Annotated in this window: 12 protein-coding genes and 1 tRNA gene; 7 read left to right on the forward strand and 6 right to left on the reverse strand. The window is 36.2% G+C overall.

What is annotated here, in order from left to right:
- Positions 1–157: 157 nt before the first annotated feature.
- Entirely contained in the window at positions 158–1,597 is a 1,440-nt protein-coding gene (locus METTI_RS14555; RefSeq protein ID WP_023846593.1) for a ribulose-bisphosphate carboxylase, read from the forward strand.
- Between the two features lie 28 nt (positions 1,598–1,625).
- Entirely contained in the window at positions 1,626–2,405 is a 780-nt protein-coding gene (locus tag METTI_RS14560; protein WP_023846594.1) for a CPBP family glutamic-type intramembrane protease, read from the forward strand.
- A 505-nt stretch (positions 2,406–2,910) separates the two neighbouring features.
- On the opposite strand, the gene METTI_RS14565 is transcribed toward METTI_RS14560, so the two are convergent.
- The gene (locus tag METTI_RS14565) at positions 2,911–3,336 is read right to left on the reverse strand and encodes an FKBP-type peptidyl-prolyl cis-trans isomerase (protein ID WP_023846595.1); all 426 of its coding nucleotides are present in this window, start codon (positions 3,334–3,336) and stop codon (positions 2,911–2,913) included.
- A 189-nt stretch (positions 3,337–3,525) separates the two neighbouring features.
- On the opposite strand from METTI_RS14565, the gene METTI_RS14570 reads away from it, so the two are divergent.
- Positions 3,526–5,019 carry an MFS transporter gene (locus tag METTI_RS14570; protein ID WP_023846596.1) on the forward strand — a complete coding sequence of 498 codons (1,494 nt, stop codon included), beginning with the start codon at positions 3,526–3,528 and terminating at the stop codon, positions 5,017–5,019.
- Positions 5,020–5,034: 15 nt separating this feature from the next.
- Here METTI_RS14570 and METTI_RS14575 read toward each other — a convergent pair whose 3' ends face one another.
- On the reverse strand, positions 5,035–7,374 hold the full coding sequence (locus METTI_RS14575; protein ID WP_023846597.1) for a nitric oxide reductase activation protein NorD: 2,340 nt from the start codon (positions 7,372–7,374) through the stop codon (positions 5,035–5,037).
- Between the two features lie 143 nt (positions 7,375–7,517).
- Here METTI_RS14575 and METTI_RS14580 point away from each other — a divergent pair, with 143 nt between their 5' ends.
- The gene (locus tag METTI_RS14580) at positions 7,518–8,237 is read left to right on the forward strand and encodes a hypothetical protein (RefSeq protein WP_023846598.1); all 720 of its coding nucleotides are present in this window, start codon (positions 7,518–7,520) and stop codon (positions 8,235–8,237) included.
- 140 nt (positions 8,238–8,377) lie between these two features.
- On the opposite strand, the gene METTI_RS14585 is transcribed toward METTI_RS14580, so the two are convergent.
- Positions 8,378–8,875: a hypothetical protein gene (locus METTI_RS14585; protein WP_023846599.1), complete on the reverse strand. Its 498-nt coding sequence runs from the start codon at positions 8,873–8,875 to the stop codon at positions 8,378–8,380.
- 833 nt (positions 8,876–9,708) lie between these two features.
- Here METTI_RS14585 and METTI_RS14590 point away from each other — a divergent pair.
- Positions 9,709–12,423: a UPF0182 family membrane protein gene (locus METTI_RS14590; RefSeq protein ID WP_394296228.1), complete on the forward strand. Its 2,715-nt coding sequence runs from the start codon at positions 9,709–9,711 to the stop codon at positions 12,421–12,423.
- 179 nt (positions 12,424–12,602) lie between these two features.
- Here METTI_RS14590 and METTI_RS14595 read toward each other — a convergent pair.
- The 3 genes from METTI_RS14595 to METTI_RS14605 all read right to left on the reverse strand — a co-directional run bounded on the left by METTI_RS14595 (position 12,603) and on the right by METTI_RS14605 (position 13,496).
- Positions 12,603–12,678: transfer RNA gene (locus METTI_RS14595), tRNA-Gln, on the reverse strand.
- Between the two features lie 57 nt (positions 12,679–12,735).
- Entirely contained in the window at positions 12,736–13,140 is a 405-nt protein-coding gene (locus METTI_RS14600) for a hypothetical protein (RefSeq protein WP_023846602.1), read from the reverse strand.
- Between the two features lie 32 nt (positions 13,141–13,172).
- The gene (locus tag METTI_RS14605) at positions 13,173–13,496 is read right to left on the reverse strand and encodes a DUF2551 domain-containing protein (protein WP_023846603.1); all 324 of its coding nucleotides are present in this window, start codon (positions 13,494–13,496) and stop codon (positions 13,173–13,175) included.
- A gap of 157 nt (positions 13,497–13,653) precedes the next feature.
- Here METTI_RS14605 and METTI_RS14610 point away from each other — a divergent pair, with 157 nt between their 5' ends.
- Together METTI_RS14610 and METTI_RS14615 are read left to right on the forward strand one after the other, a co-directional pair.
- Complete coding sequence (locus METTI_RS14610) at positions 13,654–14,103, forward strand: hypothetical protein (protein ID WP_023846604.1); 450 nt, start codon at positions 13,654–13,656, stop codon at positions 14,101–14,103.
- 5,018 nt (positions 14,104–19,121) lie between these two features.
- Entirely contained in the window at positions 19,122–20,300 is a 1,179-nt protein-coding gene (locus tag METTI_RS14615; protein WP_023846605.1) for an MFS transporter, read from the forward strand.
- The last annotated feature ends 39 nt before the right edge of the window (positions 20,301–20,339 follow it).

Here is a 20,339-nt window from a genome sequence, read left to right on the forward strand (position 1 = left end):
TATACACTCCCTTTTATTTCATATTAAAGATTCTTTGTTACCACTAATATAACCTCGTTCCAATAACTTCTTTTTAACTTCTATTGCAGGGATTCTGACACTTTCCTGATCTCATCCCTGCAAAAACTAAAATACATTGCATGCTCTTTTTTATTATATGAGTTCAATTCACAAAGATCTGGTTAAATCGCTCAACTCCAAACAGGAAGCATATGTAAATCTGGAACTGCCTGATCCGACAAATGGTGAATATCTTCTCGGAGTTTTCCACCTGACACCTGGTGGAAAGTTCAATATCCTGCAGGCAGCCGCTGAAGTTGCAGCCGAATCGTCAACCGGTACTAATTTTAAAGTTAATACCGAGACCTCATTTTCCCGGGTCATGAATGCTCTTGTTTATCAACTTGACTTAGAACGTGAACTCGTATGGATAGCATATCCATGGAGACTTTTTGACAGGGGAGGAAATGTACAGAACATCCTCACCTATATCGTAGGTAACATTCTCGGAATGAAGGAAGTTGCAGCCCTTAAACTTCTGGATGTATGGTTCCCTCCGTCAATGCTTGAACAGTATGACGGACCAAGCTATACCGTTGATGACATGAGAAAATACCTTGATGTCTATGACAGGCCTATTCTTGGAACCATAGTCAAACCAAAGATGGGACTCACATCTGCCGAGTATGCTGAAGTCTGTTACGATTTCTGGGTAGGTGGCGGTGATTTTGTCAAAAATGACGAACCACAGGCAAACCAGGATTTCTGTCCCTATGATAAGATGGTAAAACATGTGAAGGAAGCAATGGATAAAGCTGTTCGGGAAACCGGACATAAAAAGGTTCATTCATTCAATGTTTCAGCAGCTGATTTTGACACCATGATTGAAAGATGTGAAATGATAGTTAATGCAGGTTTTGAGCCCGGAAGTTATGCTTTCCTTATCGACGGGATTACAGCAGGCTGGATGGCTGTGCAGACACTCAGAAGAAGATATCCTGATGTTTTTATTCACTTCCACAGAGCAGCTCATGGTGCATTTACAAGACCTGAAAACCCACTTGGATTCTCAGTACTTGTTCTCTCCAAATTCGCAAGGCTCGCCGGTGCTTCAGGAATTCACACAGGTACAGCAGGTGTTGGTAAAATGAAAGGAACACCTGAGGAAGATGTAGTTGCAGCACACGAGATTCAGTACATGAGTGCTGAAGGACACTTCTTCAAACAGAGCTGGTCCAAGATACCTGACACAGACAAGGATGCTATCAATATCGTGAATGTGGATCTGGCACATCATGTTGTGCTTGAGGATGATAGCTGGAGAGGCATGAAGAAATGCTGTCCTATTGTCTCCGGAGGACTGAATCCTGTAAGACTGAAGCCTTTTATTGATGTCATGGAAAATGTTGATTTCATAACAACAATGGGATCCGGAGTACATGCCCATCCTGGAGGAACGCAGGACGGAGCTAAAGCCCTTGTACAGGCATGTGATGCATATCTCCAGAAAATTGATATTGAAGAATATGCTAAGACTAACAAAGAACTGGCACAAGCAATTGAATACTTCACTAATGCGTCAAAAGACGCTATGTGACTTTTTTTAACTACTAAGGCTGGCAGGAATGAGCTTCAAGGATATCAGAGATATTGTAGACTGGAACATCTACTGGCTGCTGTTTATGGTGGCTGAATTCTCATTGCTGGCAGCACTTCCTTATGGAATTACAATGTCAGGTGATGCATTGTATGACCTGGCCATGGCAGTGCCTACAATACTGGCAACACAGTTTGCCAGATCAACGGTGATATTTCTTATTGGTATTTTCACAGGCCTGTATCTTGGCAAAAAAGTTGGCCTGAAAACACCGGTACTTAGTTCTCTTTTTGAAGACAGGAGACTACCTTCTGATTTTAAAGACTCTTTCAGGTTCTCGATTCTCATGGGTCTGATTATATCATTTGTAATCATAATTCTGGATACTCTTGTTTTTACACGATATTCAGAATCGTTACTCATCTTCCTGACAACTCCGCCCCTATGGCAGCGATTTTTGTATTCATTTTACATAGGCATCACTGAAGAGATTGTATTAAGGTTTTTTTTGATGACATTCCTTGTGTGGATTACCTGGAAAATAAAGAAAAATTCAGAAGGAAAAGCTACAGAAATTGGTGCCTGGATTTCTATTTTATTAGTAACCTTGCTTTATAGCACCATTTATGTGTTTCTATCCAGAGAAACAATGGATCCGGCACTTGTTATGCGTATTGCAGTTTTTAATGGAATGTCAAGCATGGTATTCGGATGGATTTACTGGAAAAAAGGACTCGAGTACTCCATAATATCCAATACCACCGCCACTATGATGCTATTTGTAGTGTTTGGAACTCTGTTTCATTGATACTAACCTGTATGTGTTTTGAATTAAAATTGAATTTTAAGTTATTGAGAAAATCCAATACAAAGATTAGAAATCATTTAATAACAGATTTTAAAAACAAACAAGAGAAGAAGAGAAAGAAGCTGGGAATTCTTTATGACAATAACCCCGGCCCAAAGGCCTGAATCCCCTTTGCTCATACTCCATTATGAATGTGATTAACTAAAGTTTACTAAAGCCCGAACGTAACAAACCTGGTGTGTGGTTGTGGGAGTAATGTGGCAGGTTTGTTATCGTTCATGTGCTTTTGTACGTTTCGCTTTAGTTTATTTCAATCAAGGCCATATCGTACCACCGTATATGGTCATGCAGTCTTTCGCATTTCAGCTTGTGACTGCAATTCCTAGTATTATTTTCTACTATATAAATATATGTATACTTCATTATATAATGAGTATCATCATTATTATATTTAAGATTTAGACAGTTAGGTTAGTTGTTTTGTTAGTTATTTTATTACAGAGAATTATGCTTCAACCACTATAATCTTAAATGTCAGAGCCTTGCCTGCAAGTGGATGGTTAAGATCAAAGGTTACTTCATCTTCTGTCAGCTCAACAATTTTTGCAGGGATTGTCTGTCCATGAGGAGACTGTACCCAGAATGTTTTACCTACTTCCATTTCCATGTCAGACCTTACAAGATCCCTGGAAACTGTATCCTTAAGAGCATCATTGTATTCTCCATAAGCATCTTTAGCTTCTATCCTGAATTCTTTTTCCTCGCCAACTTCAAGACCTTTAACTGCTTCATCAAAGCCCTTTATCACATTACCTTCACCTACTGTGAATTCTAAAGGCTGACCGTGTGTCTCTGAAGCATCAAAAACAGAACCATCATCAAGCAAACCTACATATTCTATCTTTACTGTATCTCCATCTTTAATTGCCATATTTATCAACTCAATTAAAATTTATTTCATTCAATTATATTTAATTCTGTAAACTTTAATTCATCGGAGGTGGCGACATTACTTAGGTGTTTTGGTAAATTGATTTTGTTATCCGGATAAAATAACAGTAACTGCAATGTTATTTATAACAGGAATTCGCTAATCCTCACAAAACTCATGGAAGTAAGTATGGAACCAAAACAGGAAGTAAATATGGAATCAAATCTTGCAGCAAGAAAAGGTAACATTAATCCAACATGTAAAAATCCAGAAGAAAATCAGCCATCTAAGAAATCACCTTTAGCTGATAAAACGCAGAAACAGATAGTTCTGCTTATAGCCATACTCGCAGGTTTTATCACTCCATTTGATGGCTCGGCGGTGAACATCGCTTTACCAACCATGGGAGCAGAATTCAATATGGATGCTATTTCACTTTCCTGGGTAGCTACTGCATATCTACTTTCATCAGCAGTATTTCTGGTTCCTTTCGGGAAAATTGCTGACATATATGGGAGAAAAAAGGTTTTCCTTTATGGAATTATTATTTTCAGTCTGGCATCACTGGCAATGACCATGGTTCCCACAGAAGGGATGCTTATAGCTGTCCGTGTCATTCAGGGTCTTGGAAGTGCCATGATCTTTGGTACAGGAGCTGCCATTATAACTTCCGTATTCTCTCCAGGAGAAAGGGGTACTGCTCTTGGTATCTACATCACTGCCGTTTATGTGGGACTTTCCATGGGTCCGTTCCTTGGTGGAATTATGACACAACACCTTGGATGGAGAAGTATTTTCCTTGTTAATGTGCCAATCGGTGCCATTGCAGTTTTGCTTATACTCTGGAAACTCAAAGGTGAATGGGCTGAGTGTCGCGGAGAAAAATTTGACTTTACAGGCTCTGTAATCTATGGAGCTGCTGTTGTTGCAGTTATGTACGGTTTCTCCAGTCTCCCTGAAATAAAAGGTGCGGCTCTTATAGGTCTTGGACTCCTGGGTATCGGGCTCTTTGCTCTTTATGAAATGCGTATACCCACTCCAGTGCTTGATATCAGGCTTCTGACCAGAAATCGTGTTTTTGCACTATCGAATATGTCTGCACTCATAAATTACAGTGCAACCTATGCAGTTACATTTTTACTGAGTCTTGACCTGCAGTATACCAAGGGATTTACTCCCGGACATGCAGGTATGATTCTTATCGCACAGCCTATCATACAGGCAGCTATATCACCTGTGGCCGGCAAGCTTTCTGACCACATTGAGCCCCGGTTAATTGCATCAACAGGAATGGGACTTACAGCAACCGGACTTTTCTTATTGACTTTTGTTACGGAAGCAACAGCACTCTGGTATATCGTAGGAACACTTGTGCTGCTTGGTGCAGGTTTTGGTCTGTTCTCATCACCTAATACCAACGTTATCATGAGCTCAGTTGATAAAAGATTCTATGGGGTGGCATCAGGAATGAACGGCACCATGAGACTGCTTGGACAGATGCTCTCAATGGGTATAGCCATGATGATATTTTCAGTGGTTATCGGTCCTGTAGTGATAACTTCCAAGTATTATCCTCAGTTTGTTACCAGCATGCATTATGCATTTATCCTGTTCACAATCTTCTGTATAATAGGAATATTTGCGTCTCTTGCAAGAGGAAAGAACTCTTCAAATAATCATTGAGCTTTGCCACCAATTTCAGGTGGTTATCCTTTTGTACAAAACCGGAAGAGTCCCGGGAAGTGAACTAGCATCATCAATTATTGTGTACTGAGAATCGGAAAAAATGTTTTCAAGATACTTTCCCGGATCAGGATCTACTGTTATGCAAAAAAAGTCAATTCCTTTTGTCTTGCATTCCTGAATTGCAATCCTTGTGTCTTCTTCAGCAGTGTTTTCCTTATATGCAGATTCTCCCCGGGAAATGTCGAAAGGTTCTCCATCTGATAACAATATAATTATCTTAGTTTTTGCGTCCACCTTTTCAAGTTTCCTGACAGAATGCCGGATTGCAGGCCCAAGTCTTGTATTTGATACGGGTTCCAGCAGGCTTATCCTGCGTGCAACGGTATCTGATAATTCTTCACTGAAATCCTTTATGACAAAGTATTCAACATCACCCCTGTCCTTGCCGGAAAATGCGTAAATAGCGTAGTTGTCACCGATGCTTTCAAGAGCCTGTGTCATGATAATGAGAGAATCTTTTTCAACATCAAGTATGCTTTTTTCCTCATAGTTTAGCATTTTATGAGTGGAATAACTGACATCCACAAGGAAAAGAGTTGCAACATCCCTCTCATGCTTATCCCATCTCATATAGAGTCCATCATCAGGATTGATTCCGCATTTTTTCTGGATAAGCAAGTCGATAAAGGCATCGATATCTATCTCAGTTCCATCTGTCTGCTGTTTCATTCTGCGGAATGTCTCAGGCTTCATCCTGTTGAATATTTGTTTAATAAGGGCTATCTCATTCCTGTATTGTTCTGATGCCTCATAGTAGTAATCACCTGACATGCCAAAAGGCTCAACCTCATTAACCACAGACCAGTCTGCTTTATAATCACTGATGACAGCATCCCACTCATCGTATCTGTAACTGCCAAGAATGTTCCAGTTCTTTTTTTCGGCATAAGTTGGCTGGCTTTTAAGTATTTCTTCCTGTGAGGAGGCATTTTCTTTTGTCAGTCCAACTTTGCTTTCGGGAATAAATTGCTTGATAATATTCTCATGGGATGTGTTTGAAAGAGAATCTTTGCTGTTGTAAGCTCCAATGCTCACACCTCGGTAGTCAAGGTTTTTCAATACCCTGTACTCTTTCTGGCTTAATGGTCCTTCATGCTCGTCAAGCAATTTGTATATCTTAAAGCTTGTTTCAAGAGAATCAAGTACTGATGAATCATCTCTGAGGATGCTTTCCTCCAGAATTGGTTTTATCTTATCCAGAAGAAGCCTTGTTATTTTATTTAACTCATAAACAGGTTCCTTTCCGATGGATATCCACAAAAGTGATTCCATGAATTCTTCAAGTTTTCCTGAGGGAACAGGTCTTGCCAGGAGCATCTGCTGCCTTATTCTTTCAAGGTCTATCCTGACTCCTTTGTAGCTTTCCATTATCCTGTACTCAACCCGGGCATCTTCCAGAATTCCAAGTATTGTGCCTGCCAGAGCCTGGTTTGGAAAGAGGGCTATGACATCAGCTATACTAATGTTGCCTTCAGCCTGCATTCCTAAACTCGGGAGCCTCTTTTTCATGGTTGAGTATCGTCTTCTGATATCTTCCATTAGTTCTGCTGCTCCGTCACGTTCAAGTTCATTGGAACTGAAACGTATATGGCCAACTTCGTGCATGATGCTTAGCTTATAAATTTTGTAATTATCCTCAAAATCATCATATTTCTTAATCCTTGGTGCAAGATAGATGGTATTGCCTGCAATCACAGGGTTTATAGAATCCGGTTTTACTTCTGCTCCCAGATTTCTGCGGGATTTTATGTTGAAACTAACACCTGACAATCCAAGAGCATAATACCGGAGTATGTTGGTGATTTCACTGAGTGCCACAGAACCTCTGAGATTCTCTACGAATTCTCTTGATTCTTCTGATTTCAGGTAGAAATAATCCTTGGCCTGTGCCGGATTGGTTTCAAAAACTGTAATGCCTTTTAAAGCCCACTCTTCCAGTTCACTGACGTTTAAATCACTCAAGAGAGATGCTGAGTATGAAAAATAAGCGATTGCCAGGGCTTTGTCCTGATCAAATAACTTTAAGCCGATTCCTGCCCATTTCCTGATGCCTTCCAGATCGGTGTTTTCTGCTGCTGTAGGTATATTTTCAAGGAAAAGTCCTGTTATCATCCAGTCTTTATCAAGCAGCATCCCGATAGTTCTAAGAAATTCAGCATGGTGAGGAAAACTGCCTTTTTTCAAAACACTTAGCAAATTCTCATGATAATTTCTTCCGGGAAATCGGGATTCTATTAGCAGGAGCAACTGTTCTTTAGTGATGACTTCATGCCCAGTGTTTTCATTTGACAAGATATAGCCCCTCTCAATGGATTCTCAGTTGTGATGTTGTTTATATATACAAGTTGTTCCTGCTTCTTTATATCTACTATTGTAGGATTAGAGATTGGGTTTTGGTGAAAATATATATAATTTAAGTGCCAAGAGGACGACTGATGGCAGAAAACGCTTACGACCACAGAACAAAGGTGTACACCTTACAGAATGAGACCATCGAAGTACTGTACAATGCCCAGAAAGAAACAAAATCGAATGTCAGGGAGATTAATTCCCATCTTGGTAATCTCATTCCTCCTACAAGTCGTCAGTCCCTGTACCTGTTTCCTTTTACTGATTCTGTGAATCTCAGTATTCCTATTCAAGCCATCAAGGAAATCTTCCTGAATCAGATAATCCAGATTGAAAGTAACAATTGTCTTAAGATTTCCATCGATTATGAGGAAGTTCTGGATTTCATCGAAAATATGGAATCATATGATGCTTTTAAGATAGCCGACCATATCAAAAATGAGTATTTCTACAATGATGAACACATTTTAAAGAGAATTAAAAGTGATTGCAGACGTCTGATACCCATCGATATTACTTCTCCAACTGATGATGCGGAAAAAAGAAACGGAACTGTCATAAAATTGAAAGCATTAAAAAACCCGTATCAATCGCTTGATTGCCTTGAAAGTCTTGGAAAACTCGTTGACATAACCTTAAACAACACTCCCCCCTCAGCAGCAAAAGTTATAGAAATACAGCCCGGAGGAGCTCACATCGATGAAACGATGAAACTTTACTATTTTAAAAACGGAAATGTCCGTCTCGTATTCAATAACCCGGAGTGCACTGAAAAGATGATTGATGCGCTTGAATTGGGATGTTAGTTTTATGGAATTGAGCTGTGATTCTCCAAGTGGGCGCTGAGCAAAGTATTTTCGTAGGGATGAGCTTTTAAGCCACAGTTCACAAAACAAGGTCTTGCTTTTAGTAAAGGTTTGGTTAGCAGAGTGAAAGTAATCTATTGTTAGCTTATAAGTGACGATACTCCAAGGAGGTACATAGCAAGTACAATTAATGCTGTTAAGAAAGTCCACAGAATGGCTAAAGCTTTGTTTTCGATTTTTTCATCAATATGAATGGAATTCCATAATATGAAGGTTATTAAGATGTAGCCTACTATTGTGCTCCATTTAGAAGATGATATTCCTTTGTATTCAAAGAAAAACACAAATAAATATGAAAAAGATGATGCTGTAAGTCCTTCTAAAAATATATTAAATTCATTAACGATTAGTGAACGTTTTGTATGGGATGACATGACTAAAGTGCTTAAAATAAATACAAAAAAGACTGTAAAATATGACTCTGGAATCACGTTATCAGGATTTACATTGTTGAACCCGGCAAAGATTAAGCCTATCAAAATTAAAAGTGTTTGTAAGAGTCTCTCTCTTTTTTCTATGAAGTACTTAATATCTTCATCATCTTTCTTTTTTGACTCTAAAACAGCTTGTTTTACCATTGATATTTAATAGTTTTTTAAGAGTTTAAGTATTTCGACATCAATATTAATTGGCGCAAACTTATTTTCCACGTATTTTACGAATATAGTTACGAATATAAGCATCCCAAAAAAACTGACGTTCAATATTCCGAAAAGTACCGCCCACAATTAAGTAAACTATGCAGACTGCCCGTATTATTTCCCAATTTTTATATGATGATATTACGATCACAATTACCGTAATAAGTAAAGAAATAGACAAATAATCGTTTATATGATTACCGAGAGACCTTATTTTTGTTGAATTTTTGTAAAGAAAAAACATGAATATGTATGTGCCAATAATAAAAACTAATGATAAAATACTTAGTATGTTCATACAAATACATCCAAAGTTCTATCTGATTAGTATGTATACTAAATATATGTAATTGTTTAATTGGACTCTTGTTAATAGTTTTAATTGGTGTAAACTCAAAAAATCTATAATAAAAATAGCCCACCCATACAAACAATCAACACTCTAAGCCTTCGTAACCTCCCAGAAAACAACGCTTATTAAATACGCAAGAGTGACTAATCCTAAATTATCCCAATTTCCAGTGTAATACAGAATGAGGACAATTATCGCATATGTTACTGCTTCTGATAGTAATTTTTTTAACTTCATAACCACACCCAAATTTAATTTAGTAGTTTTAGTAAACTTTTAACCATATGTGTTTTTCTATTTAGTCTTGAATTTCAAAATTTAGTATGTGTAGAAATTTTCAGGGGTGTACTAGATATAAGAGAGGAATCAAAAGTGATAGCGGGGTGTTTCAATTACAGACAAGAGAATTATTTTCTTCCTGATCGTTGCGTTCTTTTTAGGTATCGGACCTTTGGTAGGCATATATACTGACTATCTGTGGTTCGATATGATAGGATATACTTCTGTTTTCACAACGATATTGCAATGGAAACTGATAGCAATAATACCGGGATTCCTGCTTGCGTTCGTCTTCCTTTATGCAAATGCCAGATATGCAGGAAACTCTAGCAGAAAAATACTGGAAGACAAGGACATTAAGTACAATAACATGGATAGCTCCGGGATACTAATAGTCATTACAGCTTTCTCATTGCTATTCGGTCTCACATTCAGCAGCAGCTGGAGAATAATTCTTCTATATCTGAATAGTTCAACTTTCGGAATAGACGATCCTATCCTCATGAACGATATTGGGTTCTATGTATTTCAGTTACCATTCATTCAGATGATTCACGGGACATTACTAACGCTTGCTATCAGTTCCATCATACTGGTCCTTGGTCTGTACTTTTTCAGACTACAACCGTACTTCAAGTCAGAGGGAATAGAGATAGATGACGCAGAAGAATCATATTTCCTTTATCAGACAGGCGGACTGAAAGATACAATACCTGCAAGAGTTCTTGTCCATCTTTCATTGCTTCTTTCAGTCCTTTTCGCACTGATAGCATTTGGATACTTCCTTAACAGATATGACATATTATTCTCACAGCAGGGTGTTGTTGCAGGTGCAGGCTACACGGATGTACATGTAAGGCTTCCCATATTCAATATACTTACCTTATTGTCCATGCTGACTGCCATCTCCCTGGTAGCGAATATCAAACTGAAGAAAGTGAATATACCGCTTGCAAGCGTAGTACTGTTAATCCTCTTTATCGTTACAAGTTCATTTGTACCAGGTATATACCAGCAGTTCAAAGTAGAACCTACGGAAATTCAGCTTGAAGAACAATATCTGGAGTACAACATCAATTATACAAGAATGGCCTTCGGTCTGTCGGACATAGAAGAGAAACCATTTGAAGCGAATTCCGACCTTACCGCTGAAGAACTCCAGAATAATACGAATATAACCGAAAATATTCGCATATGGGACCGTAGAGCCTTAGAACAGACCTACAAACAGCTTCAGCAGATAAGGACATATTATACTTTCAATGATGTGGATACTGACCGGTATAGTATGGATGGTGGTTATCAGCAATACATGATCTCTGCAAGGGAACTTGACACCATGCAACTGGCACCTGAAGCTAAGACATGGGTCAATGAACGTCTGGTCTACACACATGGTTTCGGTGTTGTTATGAACCCCGTAAGCACAAAGACAGAGGACGGAAGACCGGAATTCGTGCTTCAGGATATTCCACCAACAGGAGAGTTTTCAGTTGATAACCCACGTATATATTATGGAGAAATAACAACCGGTTATAAGATATCAGATACAGGAAAAGATGAATTCGATTATCCGAGAGAAGGGCAGAACGTATTCGTACAATACGAAGGCCAGAGTGGTATACTTCTGGATTCATTCGTTAAAAAAGTGATATTTGCTTTCGTTTTCAGTGAATACAATTTCATTCTGAGTGAATACATAGATGACAGTTCAAGATTGATGTATCACAGGCAGATAGTGGACAGAGCACAAACAATCGCTCCGTTCCTTGAATACGACAGCGATCCATATCCGGTCATCTATGAAGGAAAGATCTACTGGATAATCGATGCATATACCACTGCTGACAAATATCCCTATTCAGAGAGCTACTATGGTGACAAGTTCTATAACATCAACTATATCCGCAATTCTGTGAAGGTTGTTGTAGATGCCTATGAAGGAACTGTAGATTTTTATGTTATGGAAAATGAACCGGTGATCACTACCTACTCAAAGATATTCCCTGACCTTTTCAAACCTTTCAGCGATATGCCGGAGGGTTTGCAGGAACACATACGCTATCCAAAGGATTTCTTCAAGGTGCAGATGGGCCTCTACGAGAATTACCACATGAAGGATGCGGAGACATTCTACAATAAAGAGGATGCATGGGAAATACCAAGGGAAGTATACCGTGGAACCAGCATAGACATGGAACCTTATTATATGATCACAAAGCTTCCAAACGATGGCGGACTTGAATATGTCCTTTTACAGCCGTTTACACCAAGAAACAGGGAAAATATGATTGCCTGGATAGCAGCCAGATGTGACAATCCGAATTATGGAGAACTCAAGCATTATGAGCTTCCAAAAGGAGAACTCATCTACGGCCCTACACAGATCGAATCCAGAATTGATCAGGACCCTGACATCTCAGAACAGCTGACACTTTGGGGACAGACAGGTTCCAGGGTCATCAGAGGTAATCTGCTGGTTGTGCCGATAGGCAACTCCATATTGTACACTGAGCCAATATTCATCAGTGCCGAAGAGTCAGAAATACCTGAACTTAGAAGGGTTGTAGCTTCCTCAGGACAGAGAGTTGTTATGGGAGAAGACCTGCAGGAATCACTGCAAATGCTTGTTGAAGGCAGGATAAGCACTGAAGAAAATACTGAACAGGAAACGGAGGTTCCGACAACTGCAAAGGAACTTGCAAAACAGGCTCTTGATCATTATAACAAGGCACAGGAATATCTTGCAGATGGTGACTGGGCAGGCTATGGCGAGGAAATCGATAAGATGGAAGAGATTCTCAATCAGCTGAATCAGGTACTTGAGAAGGCGGATATCACTATATCCGGATGAATAAAAACTTCCTTCTTTAAGCAGGAAGAATGACTGGTTAGCTGGTCATCTCCTCACACTTTTTTTATAGTTGAACCAAAAAACCAGGAGTATGTAACTTTTTGTAATTGCAAAATAAAAATTTTTGTGAAAATAAGTTAATGAAATCAATATAACTATTAAAAAAAGTTGAAGTTATTTGGTAGCCCGGCACGGATTCGAACCGAGGTTGCGGGATCCAGAGTCCTGCATGATTGACCACTACACTACCGGGCTACGGTGAATGCATCTCCTTAATTGTAAAGCTTGTATATTAAGGTATCGGACGGATGGTTATTCCAGACCTTCCGGATTTTCATTTAGAACAGCAGTCCACCACCATCTGGCCATGTCAACAAGATCCTTGCTGAATTGACCTGATAAGCGATATTCATGGTCTTTATGAGTAATGAGGCCAGCGCCTAACAGTTTATTGCGCATGGCATAGAATGAAGCGCGTCCAATATCGAGTTCCTGAAGAAGAGCTTCCCACTCACTAGTCTTGATAGGATTACCTGCTTTTTGACGGTCCTCAACCAGCATGAGAAACTTCTGACCACGAATAGCAGTTGCCTCTTCCTGAAAGAGTCGTCTCATCAGGTTATAATAAGGGTCTCTGGAGTGAGTTATACGGGAATTGGAATCCGAACGTATAACAATCGTGGTAGACGTACGCGGTGCGTTTTTTACTATAGACATTCTAATCAGGTTTGATAATCACAATTCACTAATTAACAGCCTGAAGATGATGGCCTGGCTTCAAGAGCTGTTCGAATCATGTCCTCATATTCTTCCTTTAAAGAATAAACTATTGGAGTCTTGTAAGACTCTTTATGAGATCTGAGTACGCCTAGCTTGGAATAAATGTAGCCTACCATGGATGCCACTGCACTGCGTGAAATATCGTACTTTTCAGTGATATTTGCATGCAGCTCATCTACTGTTGTCTCTTTTACACTTAAGAAAATTGATAGTATATGACTGCGTAGTCCATTTACATCCAATTCGATGAACTTCTGCAATCTTCGTTTTATTTTTGCGCGAATTGAGTCCATTACTTCACCTCATATATAGCACAAACTTTTATATGTGTTTCAATCTATATATATGTTTTTAAATTTTTATCGTATGAAGCCAATATTAAGTAATCAAAAGTAAAAGGACTAATACGATAAATGCATTATTCAAAATCTCAATTTTTCCGGTGACCATATGAATATAAAATACGATTTGGAAAACAACGTAATGCAGATCGATGATATAGACTTATATCCCGAAAATCTTGACACTAACTTTATAGGAATATGCAATTCCTGCAATTCAGATGTCATCAGTCTCAGTTATCATGACCATGATAATGGAATGGTAGTTGCGGGTAAATGTACTGAATGCGATTTGCTTTATGCGATTTTTTACGATAATCTGTGGAACTGGCAGGGAGAAGAACCAATTGTACAGTTCTTTGATATCGATAACAGTAACAGTATCAAATTCCTTGACAGTATCGATAGAAAAAAACTTGAAACCATTTTTACTCCTGCAGAAACAACAGCAATGTATGCAAAAGCAAGAGGAGAAAAATATGTCAGACAGTATCTGTATCGTGCCAGGAAAAAATATAATGATTTCTATGAGTTATTTGGAATACAGATCAACATATAAAAGTTTGTTATATGCCCATTATTGTAAAAGAGTATATTATCAAAAAAAACATAACACTTACTAATAAAAATTAACATTTAATATTATTTATTTTATAAGTACATAATAAAATAAAGCTATTTTTATATAACTACATGTCTTTCTAATTTGCTAGAGGTTTTAAATAGAAAACATACAGAAAAAACTACATGATTTTTTTTTAGATAAATTTACTATTTTTATTAATTGTCATACACATTATAATTAATTTATATCTGTAAACAGACACTTAAATCTCAAGTTATATCAATCAGAGTAACAAAATAGACAATAATTATAAATATCAACATTTGCATATGTGCAAATAGTGAGGGAATAAATATAATCCATTTTCCTGGTAGAGCTATGTAACACCCACTAACCATCTATATTGTACCACCATTGTTTGTTCCCTCATATCCACCAAACATTTAATTTTGATATGCAGCACCAGTTCGTATATTAAGATCCATAGTTTTCTTATTGAATAGAACTAATTAAAAATGTATAAGAATTATACTAATAAACAAAAATAGCTCAATAAAATTATAAATAGTATTGCATTGAAAGTAACTGTTGCATAGTGTAGGAGTGAATAGTCCTCCTTAGGCCTGTAAGGATAACCACTAACTGCCTAACCTAACCCTAACATGTTCTTATCAGGCCTTTATTTATTATATTACAAATTTTACTGTGCCTGCACCACTATATTCTAATTGTAAACAGGGACAAATCTGGTTCAACTATTAAATCAATAACCTTAATTTTACAATTAAACTAACTTAGTCCGATTGAACTTATATATAGAATTAGCTTGAAACATAAAAAGAGAGTTGGAGTCTTCTGCTGATCCTCCTTGTTCTGATAAGAAAAACTCATTACGCACCACCGCCAATCATATATTCTTATCAGAGCATTTATTTTTTAAACATACTTCTCTTTCTTTTTCGATGAAAATACAATATATTATGTATATTCAACAAATAAGTTGAGATAATTATATATAATATAAAATACAGAGTAACAGTTGCACATAAATACCAGATGATTATAAAAATGTTCAGAAACTGTGCCTCCTGTTGCCTGATAAGCATCAAGTACCAAACAATAACCCTAACACACCCCTTATCAGGCACCTTTCTTTTTACAGAAACAGGTATTTATGACAATCCGGATAATGTTTGTTGCCTGATAAGCCTGAATCCAACTAACCTGTCAAACCACATCCTTTATCAGGCAACTTATTTCAATTGATTTGAATTTAACATTATGTAATATAATTAACTAAAATTAGTTGAATAAACTTATAAATAGGAGTATTCACACTGTGAACATGCTCAGGAAGGTAAAACAGAGATTGTCTGATAAGCAAACCACATCCTGGCAAAATCAACCAACCAACCCTAACATGCCACTTATCAGACAATCATATCTTAATTATCACTATTAGAATTTTAGTTTCAGAACTTTCTTTCCTACTACAATAAATATACTACTGACATAAACCTTTTTAGTAGATAGGCCGTATATCGCACCAACTGAAACATAATCATTTTTAAATGATCATATGTTAGGTCCTGTCTACTTTCTCATTAACAGATAACTAATTTTTAAGGAAATCTAACCTATCATATTTGCTAGATTGTACAAATAATCCCCTTATCAATAATTCTAAACATAGATTCCTGCTGCCATAAATATTTTGAAAATATAATTTCTATTAACCATTAGGCATTAGTGGTTACCTTATGGGGCATTACCCAGTTACCCAAACTTTTCTGCCCCGTAAGGTTTTCTTCAATTCTTGATGCCTTCAAAAGCCAAATAATAATTTTGTTCTGAAACATTGCTTCTTAGAATTTAATAAGAAATAGAACATACAGCAGGAAGTCACATTGCTCAGCAGTGACATTTAACAGATTGGTGGGGGTTTACCAATTGCCTTATGAAGACATGACAGTAACCCAATAATTGTTTCATAAGGCTATCATTTTACTATGATGCCTTGTTTATTTTCCTATTAGCTTGTGACCCTCAATTTATTGTCAAAAGCAGGGGCTTTATTGTCAGAAGATTCCAGACATTGTTACTGAACCGTTAAATCAGATACATACATTTAATTAAGTAACTCAGTTTCTTTTAGTTTTATCTCTGTGAAGCGATATAAATGAAACTAACGCTTCCTTTTAAACTTTGATGCCAGCCGGAAGCGACGAGGTGGTGTCATTTGGGCCTCAAAAACACCACCATTGGAATCTTGATTTGTGGTAAATGCCGTGCAACATAAATCAATTTGGTAACGTACGGGCAGTATTTACATAAATTAAGTGGGGAGTATAATTTAGCCCGGTTTACTGATGAGGATATAACTCGTACCACCAATATAATATCCTTATCAGCTCTTTTCTTTATCTTAATATTAGTTAATTTCCTTTTGACATTTGCATCCAGAAAGATGCCGGTGGATAAATAACAAAAAATGCTCTGAAACTAAGATTCCTACAAGATTAAATAGAAGAGAAATAATTTTTTATTAACCACAAATGTCTATGCAAAATATGTAAGGGTTAGTGGTATCTTATGGGGCAAAACAGTACCCAATTGTTGTAATTCCTCATCCTGCCCCATAAGACTAACATGTTATTGAAAACTGCTATTTATTATATTTAAATTTGCAGCTTTCACTGAATTTAAAGCCATATTTTCAATGTCGGTCATAAGTTCCCTCCTCTCACATGATCAAAAATGGATTAAATAAAAGACTGTTAGATAGTTTTAATCATTAAAAATATAGCTTTTTTATCAATATCTGCAACCATCTGCAATATACCTATCAACATAATAGTCCGTAGTTTAATGATACTTGATATTATTATATTTAAGAAGTATACGTTTGGTTGATCTTTTAGAGAGGGAATTTGGACTAATAGAGTCCTGCATGAGAGTAAACCTAAATCCTATTAGTCCAATGCAGTTCATGCATAATTAATTTTTATAGCCATTTTCATCATTCAAATTTTCTTATTTTAGGATTTCTATACGATTAGCTGAAAGCCCAAAGAAGGATTCAGATAATTATAACACCGCTATTGTTGCCAATAATCCAAAAATATGGCTATAAGATACTGTCTACATGTAAATGTAAAAATTACGGATGACATCCTAGATTCAAAAGCAATACATTATTTATTAAAATAAAAACGAGGGTCCGACTTTATCTAGTCAAACTTAAATATTAACACAACAATTTGTGTATTCGTATATACCAAACATACAAATTAAAGAAGTGAGAAGAATATGCTACTTGGCGGCAGCATAGCCTTTTTTGAAGCACTAGGTTTTGTTTGTATGTTGTCCCCCGAACACTGATTTATATCAGTGTTCATCATCCTACTCTCATCCGAATTTTTAATTTGATAACTGGTATTTTAACTTACAATATTTACATATCAATGAATCAGTGTGGTATAAGTTAGGAACTTTAGAAAGTAAGGTAAAATCCTGCGAAAACTTCAAAGTTTCTCCAAAAAACTAAGATGTAACTATATTTTGTTACATCTATTCTATTCTTTAGTGAATATTGCAATGTAACAATATTCTGTTACACATATAATTTAGGATTGTGACAAATTTTTTAATACATTGACATAGATATATAAAATTACACTTAATTAATTGTTGATTTCGTACCCACACGAACAAAAACGCGATTTTTGGCCAATTTTGGGGATTTAGTGAACAAAATCCCAGAATTATAATTATTTGAGTGGCAAGATATTACTTTCAGTTATAATCTGGCAAAGTTACTAACTAAATTATAGAAGTTGAGAGAAATTAGTGTTTACTTCAGATTAAAATTAATAGAGTCCGATTATCTTCATCATAATTTTAACTAAGTTAGATTACAGTTAAGTATTATTTACTATGTTTGAACTCTGCAAAACCAAATTTATTATGCTATTTTTATTTAATATTTTTTGATACGTTTACTCTAGAGTCACAGCACCTAAAATACCAATCTAAAATTTGCGCGGATTTTCTGAACAAGTCCTAAAAATGAGCTTTACTTTCTAGTAAAAGTTTCAAAGTCTAAGCTGTGATTCAGGTGATCCTAACAAAATAAATCCATATTCCTATAGTATATAGGATTGAAAATGGCATTTTCTGAAAATGGCCAAAAAGGGTATGTTTTTCTGAAACTGGCCATTCCATAGTATGTATGAATACAGGGGTTCCAAACTCCAACCCCTCCATTATCTACACAAAAGTATCTGGAAAAATACTAGCCATTTTAATTCAATCCATATTCTTATAGTGTTTGTAATTTCTGGACGTTGTAGAAATATTATATAGAAAACAAGAAAAACGTTACCAATACAGCCATTCATGCAATTACCACTATAGCAAGCATAACGATAAAATGGATTTGCATTCAAAATGCATTCAAAATTAATAGAAACTCAATATAATAGATAAATAGAACAAAATATGCAAAACCAGAAACTAATTGATATTATTTATAACGTATATGTTTTTTAAAATAATCAAACATACATCACATTTTTTCTTTCATTTTGTACAAAATAAATTAGTATGTAGTATTTAATTAAGAATATATTTATAATATACTTTTTGTAACTTATAGTCTACACTAAACAAGCTACAAGATAATAAATAAAAATATTGCAATAAATATAGAACTTAACAATTATTTATTAGTTACTAGAAAAATAAAAATTGTTTTACAAATTTTATTTTAACAGATAGTGTAAAGTATATAATTTGGTACATACTTTTAAATTAGTTGTAATTGTTGTCATTTTATTTTATTATTTAAACATGTATACTTTAGTATATAGATTGATATCTAATGTAACATCATACAAAGTACTGTAAATCCAATTACAAATACATCCCATATAAAGAAAACCAAAATAATCTTTTTCAAAACTTAAAACTAAATAACATGCCAATGATCAGTAAATCCGTGAAAGAAGCCTATGACAAAACAACGTTTTTTTATTTACTCAACTGTGTTTCTCATAATGGGTTTATCGAATTCCGTTATCCCTGTATTACCTGAGATTGCTACTGCTTCATCGGTGGAATCAGGCACCATTAAATACACTTTACTTTTTTCCGGCTATTTTATCGGAGCATTGTTAACCCTGATACCTTTTGGATTTTTAGCAGACAGGTATGAACATCTGAAGATAATCATTTTTGCTATTTCCCTTACAGCAATTTCCGGCACAATCCTTACTGTAACCAACAACATCCATATAATGATACTAGCAAGAATACTTGAAGGCAGCGCATGTGGTGCATTTTTCCCAGCAGCATATGCAATGCTTGCCGAATATCAGAAAAAAAATCAATATCTGGGAGAATTCAATTTTCTCCTTAATGCCGGACTTGCAGCTGGTGCCGTAGCTGCAGGATTTCTGGCAGAGGAATTCATTAAAGGAGCAATTATACTTTTCACCCTGCTTTCGTTAATAGTGTTTATTTTTGGCATTATTAAAACAAGTTCACTCCAAAACAAGAACAAGAATAATAACAATGATAAAAATAATTTAATCCTGAAAACAAAAGAAAAAACACATTCAAACACCACATTTTTGATTGAAATTAAAAAGATTCTCAATATAGCATTCAATCCATTATTTATCAGAACATGGATAATTGCATTTTTTATTTTTGGAATCACCGGAGTAATGCTTGCCTATTACCCACAATACAGTAGCGGAATGCTCAGCAAACCGGAACTTGGCATAGTGATAGCTACAGTATATATTAGCTCAATGACCACCAACCTCATTGCAGGAAGGTCAAGCATTAAGTTCAGAAAAATGATCAACATAGGCATAATACTTGCTGCTGCAGGCGTCATAATCTCAATTACACAACCCCTTCCAGGTTTTACGCTTCTTGGCATAGGATCGGGAATGGCAATGATAGGTTTACCAATAGCAGTTTCCTGTATGAATATCAGTAAAAAGGACAAAGGACTGAGCATGGGAATCTTCACAACATTTACATACATGGGACTTGCATTCCTACCCATGATAATGGGCTACTTTACAAAATACGGATATCTTGCAATGTTTGCAGGAACTTCATTGCTTATGGTTCTTACACTTTTACTGAAAGACAGTAGTAAAAATAATACCAGTTAAATCAAATTAACTAAAACAAAATAGAAACTTTATTATGGA

The organism is Methanolobus tindarius DSM 2278, from assembly GCF_000504205.1.
Classification (GTDB): Archaea; Halobacteriota; Methanosarcinia; order Methanosarcinales; family Methanosarcinaceae; genus Methanolobus; species Methanolobus tindarius.